This is a genomic window from Herbiconiux sp. VKM Ac-2851 (genome assembly GCF_013205105.1).
In the GTDB taxonomy this organism is placed as follows: domain Bacteria; phylum Actinomycetota; class Actinomycetes; order Actinomycetales; family Microbacteriaceae; genus Herbiconiux; species Herbiconiux flava.
In genome coordinates this window covers 1,305,487-1,317,493 of record NZ_JABMLJ010000002.1, presented here as the reverse complement: position 1 = coordinate 1,317,493, position 12,007 = coordinate 1,305,487, and the positions used below count along the sequence as shown (strand labels likewise).

The following is a 12,007-nucleotide window of genomic DNA, read 5'->3' as shown; positions in this document are numbered from 1 at the left end:
CCGATCGACCGACCACCCTTGAAAGGACGCACGCCATGAGCGGAGCCGGAGCACCCCAGAAGATGAGCGACCTCGACGGGACGGGGCTGAAGATCACCATCGTCGCCGGAACCTGGCACACCGTCATCACCGACGGCCTGCTCGCCGGTGCCCGCTCGACGCTCGAGAAGGCGAACGTCGAGGTCTCGGAGCTGCGGGTGGCCGGGAGCTTCGAGCTGCCGGTGGTGTCGAAGGCGGCGCTGGAGGCCGGGGCCGACGCGGTGGTGGCGCTCGGCGTGATCATCCGCGGCGGCACCCCGCACTTCGAGTACGTCTCGGACGCGGCCACCTCGGGGCTGACGCAGGTGAGCATCCTGACCGGGAAGCCCGTGGGCTTCGGCGTGCTGACGCTCGACACCGAGCAGCAGGGGCTCGACCGGGCCGGGCTGCCCGGGTCGAAGGAGGACAAGGGCGCCGAGGCGGCCGAGGCCGCCATCGCGACGGCGCTGACGCTGCGCGCGCTGCGCGGCTAGCGCGGCGGAGCGCGGCGGGAGGCGGGCCCGCGCTGCGCGGCTAGCGGGCGGCCGGCGTCACGGCTGCGCGCCCACCCACCCCACCGACGCGGCGGCCGCCGTCGACGCCGCCTGCATCGCGTCGGCGTCGCTGAAGCCCGCGGCGAGCGCCGCCGCCAGCGTGCCGCAGTAGCAGTCGCCGGCGCCGGTGGTGTCGACCACGGTCGTCACCGCACCGGCCGGCACCTCGGCCGCACCCCACCGCGATCCGCGCGAGCCGAGGGTGACGAGCACCGACCGCGGGGCGAGACCGTCGGCACCGAGCTGCTCGTTCTCGTGCTCGTTCACCACGACCGGGTCGGCGAGGTCGAGCACGTCGGCCGGCAACGCGGCGTAGGGCGCGAGGTTCAGCACGACGCGGGCGCCGTGCGCGGCCGCGATACGGGTCGCCTCGGCGACCACCTCGAGCGAGACCTCGAGCGAGATGAGCAGCACGTCACCGGGCGCGAGCGAGCGCAGCGGGGCGAGGTCGTTGGTGGTCACGCGCGCGTTGGCGCCCGGCGAGACGATGATCGTGTTCTCACCGTCTGCGGCCACGGCGATCGCGGCGTGCCCCGTCGACACCCCCGCCGTGCGCCCGATGTGGGTCGTGTCGATCTGGTACTGGGCCAGTCGCCGGAGGTACGCGTCGCCGTCGGCGTCGTCGCCGACCCGCCCCACGAAGCCGACCTTGGCGCCCGCGCGAGCCGCGGCGACGGCCTGGTTCGCGCCCTTCCCGCCGAAGTGCTTCACGAGGTCGCCGCCGAGCAGTGTCTCTCCCGGCCGGGGGTGCCGCTCGACCGTCACCGTCGAATCGATGTTCAGCGAACCGAGAACGACCACCACGCCCATCAGGGCCTCCTTCGTCAGACGTACCTGAGCATCCTACGGGGGCGTAAAATGGCTCATCGCGAGCGAACCTCGCCCTCTGCCTCCGCCTCCCCCAGCTGGTCACCACCACGCGCCCGATCGGCGCTCTCAGCCGGGATGCCCTCCACCCGCTCTTTGAGAGACCTCCATGTCATCCACCACCGTCGACGCGCCGCCCACGACTCCCCAGAACACCCGGGGCCGCGTCATCCTGGCGAGCCTCATCGGCACGTCGATCGAGTTCTACGACTTCTACGTCTACGCCACCGCCGCCGTGCTGGTGTTCCCGACGCTGTTCTTCGCGAACTCCGATCCCACCATCTCCCTGCTGTCCTCCTTCGCGGTCTTCGGCGTCGCGTTCGTGGCCCGCCCCGTCGGCTCGATCGTCTTCGGCCACTTCGGCGACCGCATCGGCCGCAAGCGCACCCTCGTGGCGTCCCTTCTCACCATGGGCATCGCGACCGTGCTGATCGGCGCGCTGCCGACCGGCCAGACCCCGGGCTGGGAGATCCTCGCACCGGGCTTCCTCGTGCTGTTCCGCTTCTGCCAGGGACTCGGCCTCGGCGGCGAGTGGTCGGGCGCAGCGCTCCTCGCGACCGAGAACGCGCCGAAGGGCCGCCGCGCGATCTACGGCACCTTCCCGCAGCTGGGTGCGCCGATCGGCTTCATCATCGCGAACGTGGTCTTCCTCATCCTGAGCACCACGCTCTCGACCGAGGCGTTCCTCGCCTGGGGCTGGCGCGTGCCGTTCCTCGCCAGCGCCGTGCTCGTGATCATCGGCCTCTACGTGCGGTTCAAGCTCGTCGAGACCCCCGCCTTCACCCGCGTGGTCGAGAAGGGCGAGGTGGCCAAGCTGCCGCTCGCCCGCGTCTTCAAGACCAGCTGGCGCCCGCTCATCCTCGGCACGTTCATCATGCTGGCCACCTACGTGCTGTTCTACCTGATGACCACGTTCACGCTGACCTTCGGCACCACGGCCTCCTCGGTCGAGAACGCCCAGGCCGCGGCCGACGCCGCCGGCAAGCCGTTCGACGCCTCGAGCTTCGTGCCCGGGCTCGGCTACAGCCGCAACGACTTCCTGATCATGCTCGTCGTCGGCTGCGTGTTCTTCGGCATCTTCACCCTGGTCTCCGGCCCCCTGGCCGAGCGCTTCGGTCGCCGCATGACGCTGATCTGGACCACGATCGGCATCGCCGCCTTCGGCCTGCTGTTCGTGCCCCTGTTCGCGGGCGGCTTCGTCGGCGTGATGACCCTGCTGATCGTCGGATTCACCCTGATGGGGCTGACCTTCGGGCCGATGGGCTCGCAGCTGCCCGAGCTCTTCCCCGCCAATGTGCGGTACACCGGCTCGGCCATCAGCTACAACGTCGCATCGATCCTCGGCGCGGCCGTCGCCCCCTTCATCGCGGTGGCGCTCTGGCAGGCAGCCGACGGCTCGCCCGCCCTGGTGGGCAACTACCTCTCGCTGATGGCGCTGATCACCCTCGGCGCGCTGATCATCAGCCGGGAGACCCGCGACGTGGAGTTCGACACCCGCCTCACCTGAGAAAGTAGAGCATGACCCGCACCTCCTCCTCGAGCCCCCGTGGGCGCGGCTTCGGCCGTTCCCGCGGGGGCGCCGCCGACGACGGGCCCCGCGCCCGGTTCAGCCAGCTGCTGCCCTACCTGTTCGAGCACAAGAAGGTGCTCGGCGTCGTCGTGGTGCTGAGCATCGTGGGGGCGGCGGCCAGCCTCGCCCAGCCGCTGCTCGTCAGCCAGGTCATCACGGTCGTGCAGGAGGGCCGCGCGCTCGACATGCTGGTCTGGGCCCTGGTGGCCCTGGTCGTGGTCTCGGGCCTGATCAGCGGCTTCCAGCACTACCTGCTGCAGCGCACCGGCACGAGCGTCGTGCTCTCGGCCCGCCGTCAGCTGGTGCACCGGATGCTCCGGCTGCCGATCAGCGAGTTCGACACCCGGCGCACGGGCGACCTGGTCTCCCGCGTCGGCTCCGACACCACGCTGCTCTACGCCGTGATCACCCAGGGCCTCGTCGACGCGATCGGCGGCTCGCTGATCTTCGTCGGCGCCCTGATCGCCATGCTGATCATCGACCCCGTGCTGCTCGGCCTCACGGTGCTCGTGATCGCCGTCTCGGTGGTCACCGTGGTCGCCATCTCGGGCAAGGTGCGGGTCGCCAGCCGTCGCCAGCAGGAGAAGGTCGGCGACCTGGCCGCGGCCGTCGAGCGCTCGATCAGCGCCATCCGCACGGTGCGCGCCTCGAACGCCACCGAGCGCGAGACCGAAGCCGTCGAGGCGGATGCGCGGGGCGCCTGGGAGATGGGCGTCAAGGTCGCGAAGATCTCGGCCCTCGTGGTGCCCATCGCCGGCATCGCGCTGCAGGTGTCGCTGCTCGTCGTGCTCGGCGTCGGCGGCTTCCGCGTGGCCTCAGGAGCGATCACCATCGCGAGCCTGGTGTCGTTCATCCTGTTCCTGTTCATGATGATCATGCCGCTCGGCCAGGCCTTCGGTGCGATCAACTCGGTGAACCAGGCTCTCGGCGCGCTCGGCCGCATCCAGGAGGTCATCGACCTGCCGATCGAGGGCCAGGACGACGCAGCCCTCGCCGCGAAGGCCGCCCCCGGCTCGGCGAGCCCCGGCGCCCCGGCCATCGAGTTCGACGACGTGCACTTCGGCTACGGCACCGACAGCGTGCTGCACGGCGTGAGCTTCGCCGCCCCGCGCGGCGGCCGCACGGCGATCGTCGGCCCCTCGGGTGCCGGCAAGTCGACCATGCTCGCCCTGATCGAGCGCTTCTACGACCCCACCGCCGGCGCCGTGCGCTTCGGCGGGGTCGACGTGCGCCGCCTCGACCGCGTCGAGCTGCGCTCCCAGATCGGCTACGTCGAGCAGGACGCCCCGGTGCTCGCCGGCACCCTGCGCCAGAACCTGCTGCTCGCCACCCCCGGCGCCACCGACGAGCAGTGCATCCGGGTGCTGCACGAGGTGAACCTCGGCGAGGTGCTCGACCGCTCGCCCGAGGGCCTCGACGCGGCCGTCGGCGAGGACGGCGTGATGTTGTCCGGCGGCGAGCGCCAGCGCCTGGCGATCGCCCGGGCCCTGCTCGCCGCTCCCCCGGTGCTGCTCCTGGACGAGTCGACCTCCTCGCTCGACGGCATGAACGAGCAGATGCTCCGCGAGGCCATCGACGCGGTGGCCGAGAACCGCACGCTGATCGTGATCGCGCACCGGCTCTCGACGGTCGTCGACTCCGACCAGATCGTCGTCGTCGACCACGGGCGGGTCGTCGGGGTCGGCACCCACTCCGAGCTGGTGGCGTCGACGCCGCTCTACCGCGAGCTCGCGAAGCACCAGCTGCTCGTCTGAGCGACGCGGCGACAGACACACGGTTGCCCGTGCCGGGAGTTCCGGCACGGGCATCCGTTGTTCTCGCCCGCGTCAGCCCCGGGGCGTCGACCGGCGGATGAGCAGGAACCCCACCACGGCCGAGACCGCCGTGACCAGGAGGCTCCAGGCCACCACCCCGCCGGCGCCGGTCGCGGCGAACCAGGATCCGACCGCCGGCCAGCTCTCGGTGAGCGTGATCAGCGCGGCGCTGCCGAGCAGCAGCAGGGTGAGGGCGGCGAAGAACACGAGCATCCCGTTCACCCGCCAGCGCTGGTAGATGGTCGCGACGACCGCCCCGACGAAGAAGCAGAACAGGAACGCCGCGAAGAACAGCCCGAACCGCTGGTACCAGCTCGCGTCCTCGCCGCCGAAGTAGAGCACGGTGAACATGCGCCCGCCGAGGCCCCAGCCGCCGGTCACCTGCTCGATCACCGCGAACACCGTCATGAAGGCGCCGTACAGCGCCGCGAGGCCCACGAAGGCGAGCGCGGAGCCGAGCCAGAAGTCGCGGCGGGTGACGCTCATGCCGAGCGCGTAGGGGAAGACGAAGCCCACGGCCTGCGCCCCGATCACGACCGCGTAGACGAAGACGTAGAACGAGGCGCCGCTCCACTGCAGGCCGTCGAGCGCGTCGGCCCGGTCGACGGGATCGGTGACCGATCGCGCGATCAGCCACCAGATCACGATGTTCACCAGCAGGATGAACAGCAGGATCATCGCGGGGACGAGGAAGATCTGCACCCGGTTGACGACGTGGAGTCGGGCGATCGGGACGATGCGGCTGCCGCTGCCCGCGGGCTCGGCCGTCGGGGCGGGGCGGGTGGGGGTGTCGACGGTGCTCATGCGCTCTGCTCGATTCCGGTCGTCTGGGCGGTGGCGCCGGTCTTCTGCACGACCAGCTGCTGGAGCGAGACGGGGCCGAGCTCGAGTCCGAGCTCGGCCGCCTCGCGGCGTTCGGCCGGGTCGAGCCGGCCGACGGTGACGGAGGCGAGGCCTCCGAGGGAGTCGCGGTGCAGCACCTCGCGGCCGCCCACGAAGGAGTCGACCGCCGCCCGGGTGCCGACCACGGTGGTGGCCGAGCCGCGCAGCGACTCCGCGTCGTCGTCGAGCAGGATGCGGCCCTGATCGATCACGATCACGTGCTCGAGCAGGTTCGCGACCTCGTCGATCAGGTGCGTCGAGAGCACGACGGTGCGGGGATGCTCGGCGTAGTCCTCGAGCAGGCGGTCGTAGAAGATCTGCCGGGCCACCGCATCCAGCCCCAGGTAGGGCTCGTCGAAGAAGGTGATCGGTGCGCGGCCGGCGAGGCCGACGATCACGCCGACGGCGGAGAGCTGACCGCGGGAGAGCTTCTTGATGCGGCGGTTCAGCGGCAGCCGGAAGTCGTCGATCAGGCGGGCCGCGAACTCGGCGTCCCAATTCGGGAAGAACCACGGCGCCGTGGCGAAGACGTGCTTCGGCTTGAAGTCGTCGGGGTACTTCTGGCTCTCCTTGATGAAGCTGAGCCGCTGCAGCACGCCGGCGTTCTCGACCGGCGACTCCCCGAAGACGCGGATGCTGCCGCGGGTCGCGAACTCCTGGCCCGTGAGCAGCTGCATCAGCGTGGTCTTGCCGGCTCCGTTGCGGCCGAGCAGGCCGGTGATCGTGTTCTCCTCGATCGAGAAGCTCACGTCGTCGACGGCGTCGACGGTGCGGTAGTGCTTGCTGAGGCCTCGGGCCTCGATGACGGCGGTCATGAACCGCTCCCCTCTGCGATCATCTGCACGAGCTGCTCGCCGGTGATGCCGAGCTTCTCGGCCTCGGCGACGAGCGGTCGCACGTACTCGTTCTGGAACTGATTGCGGCGATCGGCCAGCAGCCGGTCACGGGCCCCGTGGGCGACGAACATCCCGATTCCCCTCTTCTTGTACAAGATCCCCTTGTCGACCAGGAGGTTCACTCCCTTGCCCGCCGTCGCCGGATTGATCCGGTGGAAGGCGGCGAACTCGTTGGTCGACGGAACCTGGGACTCCTCGGGCAGGGCACCGGAGACGACGTCGTTCTCGATCAGCTCCGCGATCTGCACGAAGATCGGCCGCGAGTCATCCACGGCCGTTCTCCCTCGTTGGTTCATTACTCATGTAACTAACCAACCAGGTCCGGGTCAGGGTGTCAAGGGGCGCAGTCGACGAGGTCGTTGATGTCGAGGCCCGTGACGGGGGTGCAGCTCGACTCAACCCACTGCTCGATGGTCGCCGAGACGGTGGGGGTGGTGCCGGGGGCCGTGGCTCCGCGGCCGCCGAGCGCGGTGGTGCCGAGCACGTAGCGGAGCTCACCGTCGGCGATCATCGCCTGGAAGGCGGCGAGGGTCGGCACGGGGTCGAGGCCGTTGAAGCCGCCGACGGGCAGCACCGAGGCGCCGTCGGTGGCGGTGACGATCGGGGCGGCGGACTGGGCGCCGAAGGTCGCGACGAGGTAGCGGGCACCGTCCTGGTGCTCGGCGAGCCAGGCGAGCACGGTGGGGTCGACGGATGCTCCGCCAAGGCCGAGCGCGGCGGGGGCGCCGCGCGGGGCGGGTGCCGTGCCTGAGCCGCGGGTGCCGCCGCCGGACGGACCGCCGCCCGTGCTGCCGCCGCCGCGGGCGCCGCCGAACGAGGAGCCCGCGCCCGCGATCGGGTTGATCGAGTTCTCGTGGTTCATCGCGTCGATCGACCACGCCGCCGGGGTCAGCACCAGGGCGGCGGCCGTGAGGGCGGCGAGCCAGCGCGCATCCGGAACCCGGCGCAGCCGCCGGTGGCGCACGACCAGCAGCACGATGACAACGGCCGCGAGCACCACCTGCGCGATCGCCACGGGATAGAGGTAGCCGGGCTGATAGAGAGCGACACCGAGCGCGGTCGCCGAGGCGGCCACGACGAGCGCGATCGGCGGCCACAGGCGGCCCGAGCGGCGGCCCGCGGCGAACGCCCAGCCCACGAGCAGGGCGATCGGCACGGCGAGGGCGGCGGTGTAGAACTGGTGCATCCCGGCGACCGCCGAGAACATCGCGAGGAAGGTGACGAGCCACGCGCCGAGCAGCACGGTCAGCGCGCGGCGGGCGGGTTCGAGCCGCCAGAGCACCACCACGGCCACCAGCGCCGCCGGGATGAGCCAGGCCACCTGCGGCGCGACCTCGGCGTTGAACAGCCTCAGCAGCCCGGGGTCGCCGGAGAACGGCGGGGTGAACGAGCGGTAGGCGGCCGAGTCGGAGGTGGCCGAGAAGCGCCCGAGTCCGTTGTAGCCGAAGACCATCTCGAACGGGTCGTTGCCGCCCGTGCCGCCGATGTACGGGCGGTCGGAGGCCGGCACCAGGCTCACCACGACGATCCAGACCAGCGACAGGGCGAGGCTGACGACGCCTGCCACCGCGAGCTGCCAGAGCTTCGTCAGCCAGGGCGTGCGGGTGCAGAGCCAGCCCGCGGCGAGCGCCGGCCAGACCGCCCACGACTCGAGCATGTAGAACTGGAAGCCGAGGGCGGTGAATCCGCCGGCGACGACGAGCCAGGCTCCGGATGCGCGCTGCACCGCCCGCGTCGCCGCCCACGCCGTGAGTGCGAGCGCCAGCACGAAGAACGACTCGGGCTGGTTGCTGCGGCCCACGGCGGCCACGATGGGGGTCGAGGCCACCACGGCACCGGCGACGAGGCCGGCGGTGGGGCCGAGCATCCGCTTCGCCGTGATCGCGACCACGACCACGGCCGCCACCGTGGCGAGCGCGTTCGGGGCGTTCACCGACCAGGTCGAGAAGCCGAAGGCCTTGACGAAGAGGGCCGGCACCCAGAACGAGCCGGGGATCTTGTCGAGCGTGACCGTGCCCGCGGGGTCGAAGGCACCGAAGAGGAAGTTCGACCAGCTGCGGCTCATCGAGAGGGCGATGGCGGCGTAGTACTCGCTGCGCTGTCCGGCCTGGAGGGCCCAGAGGGTGACGACCGCGGTGGCCCCGGTGAGGGCGGCGAGGCCGAGGGGCCAGGGGCGGAGGAGGCGGGCGCGGAGGCCTCGGGTGCTGAGGTCGCGGGTGCCGTCGGGTCGGGGGCTCACGCGGCGTGACGCTACGCGCGCATCCTGGGGCCGGGCCCGCGGGAGGCTGTGGCGTGGCTATGAGCCTGGGCCACGCCTCCCGCGGTGCGGTGGGCGCTGGGCGGTGCGCTGCTCGCGGTGCGGTGCTCGCTGCGCGTCAGCTGTTCGGGATGAGCGTGTACTTCGGCGCGAGGTACTCGTGGATGCCCTCGAGCCCGCCCTCGCGGCCGAGACCCGACTGCTTGACGCCGCCGAAGGGGGCGGCGGCGTTCGAGAGCACGCCGACGTTCAGGCCCATCATGCCGGTGTCGAGCTTGTCGATCATCCGCTGGCCGCGCGCGAGGCTCTCGGTGAAGACGTACGAGACGAGGCCGTACTCGGTGTCGTTCGCGAGGCGCACCGCCTCGTCCTCGTCGTCGAACTCGATCACGCTGACGACCGGGCCGAAGATCTCCTCGCGCAGGATCTCGCTGTCGAGCGGCACCTTCGTGACGACGGTGGGCTCGTAGAAGCTGCCCGGGCCGTCGACGCGGTGGCCGCCGGCCACGAGGGTGGCGCCGCGGCCGACGGCGTCCTGCACCAGCTCGTCGGCTTTGTCGACCGCCTTGTCGTCGATCAGCGGGCCGATGCCGACACCCTCCTCGGTGCCGCGGCCGATGCGCAGGGCGCCGACCTTCTCGCTCATCTTGCGGGCGAACTCGGCGGCGACGCTGGAGTGCACGATGAAGCGGTTCGCGGCGGTGCAGGCCTGGCCGATGTTGCGGAACTTCGCCGCCATCGCGCCGTCCACCGCCTTGTCGAGGTCGGCGTCGCCGAAGATCACGAACGGGGCGTTGCCGCCGAGCTCCATCGAGGTGCGCAGCACGTTCTCGGAGGCCTGCTTCATCAGCGTGCGGCCCACCGGGGTCGAGCCCGTGAAACTCAGCTTGCGCAGGCGCGGGTCGGCGATGATCGGCTCGGAGACGGCGCTCGATCGCGTGGTGGTGACGACGTTGAGCACGCCGCCGGGGAGTCCGGCCTCCTCGAGCAGGCGGGCCACGTAGAGGGTGGTCAGCGGTGTGAGGGCCGCGGGCTTGACCACGACGGTGCAGCCGGCCGCGAGCGCAGGCGCGATCTTCCTGGTGGCCATCGCGAGCGGGAAGTTCCAGGGCGTGATCAGGTAGCAGGGGCCGACCGGGCGCTGCGAGACGATCATCTGGCCGGTGCCCTCGGGGTTCGAGCCGTAGCGGCCCGTGATGCGCACGGCCTCCTCGCTGAACCAGCGCAGGAACTCGCCACCGTAGGCGACCTCGCCCTTCGCCTCGGCGAGCGGCTTGCCCATCTCGAGCGTCATCAGGAGGGCGACGTCGTCCTTGCGCTGCTGCAGCAGGTCGAAGGCTCCGCGGAGGATCTCGCCACGCTGGCGGGGAGCGGTGGCCGCCCACTCGTCGGCGATCGCGACGGCCGCGTCGAGGGCGGCGATGCCGTCTTCGGGGGTGGCGTCGGCGATCGTCTTGATGACCTTGCCGGTGGCCGGGTCGTTGACGTCGAGCGTGGCGCCGGTGCTGCCGGCCACCCAGTGGCCGCCGATGAAGAGGCGGTCGGGCACTCCGGCGAGGAGTTCGTTCTCGGTGGTCACTGGTGGTCTCCCTCGTGGTTCGTCGTGTACATCATGCTCTCGGTGGGCGGGGTTCGCCCGGGGGTGGGGGTGGTGGTCGGGGTTCGGCGGGGCGCGGGGCGGCCGGATGCGCGTGCGGCGCGGTCGGGGTCAGCTGGCGGTCTCCGCCAGGGCCGTCGCCACCACGTCGAGGCCGTCGGCGATCAGCGCGTCGTCGATGGTCAGCGGCGGCAGGAAGCGGATGACGTTGCCGAAGGTGCCGCAGGTGAGCAGCACCACTCCGGCGGCGTGGGCCTTCGCGGCGACGGCGGCCGTGAGCGCGGCGTCGGGGTCGCCGGTGGTGGGGTCGACCAGTTCGAGGGCCACCATGGCGCCGCGGCCGCGGATGTCGCCGACCCGCGCATCCGCTCTCTTCAGCTCGGTCAGTCGCGCGAGGAACTGCTCGCCGATGGCGCGGGCGCGTTCGACGAGGCCGTCCTCCTCGAAGCTGCGGATGGTCGCGATCGCCGCCGCGCAGGCGATGGGGTTGCCGCCGTAGGTGCCGCCGAGGCCGCCGGCGTGGGCGGAGTCCATGATCTCGGCGCGGCCGGTGACCGCGCTGAGCGGCAGGCCGCCGGCGATGCCCTTCGCGGTGACGATCAGGTCGGGCTCGAGGCCCTCGTGCTCGCAGGCGAAGAAGTCGCCGGTGCGGGCGAACCCGGTCTGCACCTCGTCGGCGATGAAGACGACGCCGTTCTCGCGCGCCCAGGCGAGCAGGGTCGGCAGGAAACCCTCGGCCGGGACGACGAAGCCGCCCTCGCCCTGGATCGGCTCGATGATGAGCGCGGCCAGGTTCGCGGCGCCGATCTGCTTCTCGATCTGCAGGATGGCGCGGCGGGCGGCGGCGGCACCGTCGTTCGCCTGTGCCTCGCCCATCAGCAGCGCATCCCGATACGGGTAGGACATCGGCGCCCGGTAGACCTCGGGGGCGAACGGCCCGAAGCCGCTCTTGTAGGGCATCGACTTGGCGGTCAGCGCCATGGTGAGGTTGGTGCGGCCGTGGTACCCGTGGTCGAAGGCCACGACGGCCTGCTTGCCGGTGAAGTGCCGGCCGATCTTCACGGCGTTCTCGACGGCCTCGGCACCGGAGTTGAACAGCGCGGTGCGCTTGTCGAAGTCACCCGGAGTGAGGCGATTGAGCGCCTCGGCCACCTCGACGTAGCCCTCGTAGCCGGTGATGGTGAAGCAGGTGTGGGTGAACTGCGCGACCTGGGCGGTGACCGCGTCGACCACCGCGGGGGCGCTGTTGCCGACGCCGGTCACGGCGATGCCCGAGCCGAAGTCGATCAGGGTGTTGCCGTCGACGTCGCGCAGCACTCCCCCGCCGGCGGCCTCGACGAAGATCGGCAGGGTCAGGCCGACGCCCTTCGGCACGGCCGCCGACTTGCGGGCGAGCAACTCCTGCGAGCGCGGGCCGGGGATGGCGGTGACGAGCTCACGCTGCTGGCGCAGTCCGGGGCCGCCGCGGACGGTCTCGGGTTCGGCGGTGACGGTCATGGCGGGTCCTCTCGACGGCGTGCTCCGACGCTAATCCTCGGGGGGCGGATGCGCG

The 12,007-nt window shown here is 71.5% G+C and carries 10 protein-coding genes; 3 read left to right on the top strand and 7 right to left on the bottom strand.

Annotated features, from left to right (window positions below; all coding sequences use genetic code 11):
• Window positions 1-35 precede the first annotated feature (35 nt).
• Window positions 36-512, top strand: a complete 477-nt coding sequence (gene ribH, locus HQQ85_RS12800) for a 6,7-dimethyl-8-ribityllumazine synthase (protein WP_173182834.1) — start codon at window positions 36-38, stop codon at window positions 510-512.
• Between the two features lie 57 nt (window positions 513-569).
• Here the strand turns inward: ribH and HQQ85_RS12795 are convergent, their stop codons facing one another.
• Window positions 570-1,382, bottom strand: a complete 813-nt coding sequence (locus HQQ85_RS12795; RefSeq protein WP_173182833.1) for a ribokinase — start codon at window positions 1,380-1,382, stop codon at window positions 570-572.
• A 166-nt stretch (window positions 1,383-1,548) separates the two neighbouring features.
• On the opposite strand from HQQ85_RS12795, the gene HQQ85_RS12790 reads away from it, so the two are divergent.
• Together HQQ85_RS12790 and HQQ85_RS12785 are read left to right on the top strand one after the other, a co-directional pair.
• On the top strand, window positions 1,549-2,946 hold the full coding sequence (locus HQQ85_RS12790; protein WP_173182832.1) for an MFS transporter: 1,398 nt from the start codon (window positions 1,549-1,551) through the stop codon (window positions 2,944-2,946).
• 11 nt (window positions 2,947-2,957) lie between these two features.
• Window positions 2,958-4,763, top strand: a complete 1,806-nt coding sequence (locus tag HQQ85_RS12785; protein ID WP_173182831.1) for an ABC transporter ATP-binding protein — start codon at window positions 2,958-2,960, stop codon at window positions 4,761-4,763.
• Window positions 4,764-4,835: 72 nt separating this feature from the next.
• On the opposite strand, the gene HQQ85_RS12780 is transcribed toward HQQ85_RS12785, so the two are convergent.
• From HQQ85_RS12780 to gabT, 6 genes are all read right to left on the bottom strand, one after another.
• Window positions 4,836-5,627 carry a hypothetical protein gene (locus HQQ85_RS12780; protein ID WP_173182830.1) on the bottom strand — a complete coding sequence of 264 codons (792 nt, stop codon included), beginning with the start codon at window positions 5,625-5,627 and terminating at the stop codon, window positions 4,836-4,838.
• The gene (locus HQQ85_RS12775; RefSeq protein WP_173182829.1) at window positions 5,624-6,520 is read right to left on the bottom strand and encodes an ABC transporter ATP-binding protein; all 897 of its coding nucleotides are present in this window, start codon (window positions 6,518-6,520) and stop codon (window positions 5,624-5,626) included. Before HQQ85_RS12775 ends, HQQ85_RS12780 begins: the two co-directional genes overlap by 4 nt.
• Window positions 6,517-6,897 carry a GntR family transcriptional regulator gene (locus tag HQQ85_RS12770; RefSeq protein WP_173182828.1) on the bottom strand — a complete coding sequence of 127 codons (381 nt, stop codon included), beginning with the start codon at window positions 6,895-6,897 and terminating at the stop codon, window positions 6,517-6,519. The genes HQQ85_RS12775 and HQQ85_RS12770 overlap by 4 nt, the downstream gene beginning before the upstream one ends.
• Before the next feature lie 38 nt (window positions 6,898-6,935).
• A complete protein-coding gene (locus tag HQQ85_RS12765; RefSeq protein ID WP_371741878.1) occupies window positions 6,936-8,840 on the bottom strand; it encodes an ArnT family glycosyltransferase in 1,905 nt (634 codons plus the stop codon).
• Window positions 8,841-8,976: 136 nt separating this feature from the next.
• The gene (locus tag HQQ85_RS12760) at window positions 8,977-10,437 is read right to left on the bottom strand and encodes an NAD-dependent succinate-semialdehyde dehydrogenase (RefSeq protein WP_173182827.1); all 1,461 of its coding nucleotides are present in this window, start codon (window positions 10,435-10,437) and stop codon (window positions 8,977-8,979) included.
• 129 nt (window positions 10,438-10,566) lie between these two features.
• Window positions 10,567-11,952, bottom strand: coding sequence for a 4-aminobutyrate--2-oxoglutarate transaminase (gene gabT, locus HQQ85_RS12755; protein ID WP_173182826.1), 1,386 nt, complete (start codon window positions 11,950-11,952; stop codon window positions 10,567-10,569).
• Between the last annotated feature and the right edge of the window lie 55 nt (window positions 11,953-12,007).

Excerpts from the sequence above, each read along its gene's own strand:
- gabT (WP_173182826.1), bottom strand. The coding sequence starts at position 11,952 with ATGACCGTCACCGCCGAACCCGAGACCGTCCGCGGCGGCCCCGGACTG.
- HQQ85_RS12780 (WP_173182830.1), bottom strand. The coding sequence starts at position 5,627 with ATGAGCACCGTCGACACCCCCACCCGCCCCGCCCCGACGGCCGAGCCC.
- HQQ85_RS12775 (WP_173182829.1), bottom strand. The coding sequence starts at position 6,520 with ATGACCGCCGTCATCGAGGCCCGAGGCCTCAGCAAGCACTACCGCACC.
- HQQ85_RS12785 (WP_173182831.1), top strand. The coding sequence starts at position 2,958 with ATGACCCGCACCTCCTCCTCGAGCCCCCGTGGGCGCGGCTTCGGCCGT.
- HQQ85_RS12795 (WP_173182833.1), bottom strand. The coding sequence starts at position 1,382 with ATGGGCGTGGTGGTCGTTCTCGGTTCGCTGAACATCGATTCGACGGTG.
- HQQ85_RS12770 (WP_173182828.1), bottom strand. The coding sequence starts at position 6,897 with ATGAACCAACGAGGGAGAACGGCCGTGGATGACTCGCGGCCGATCTTC.
- HQQ85_RS12790 (WP_173182832.1), top strand. The coding sequence starts at position 1,549 with ATGTCATCCACCACCGTCGACGCGCCGCCCACGACTCCCCAGAACACC.
- ribH (WP_173182834.1), top strand. The coding sequence starts at position 36 with ATGAGCGGAGCCGGAGCACCCCAGAAGATGAGCGACCTCGACGGGACG.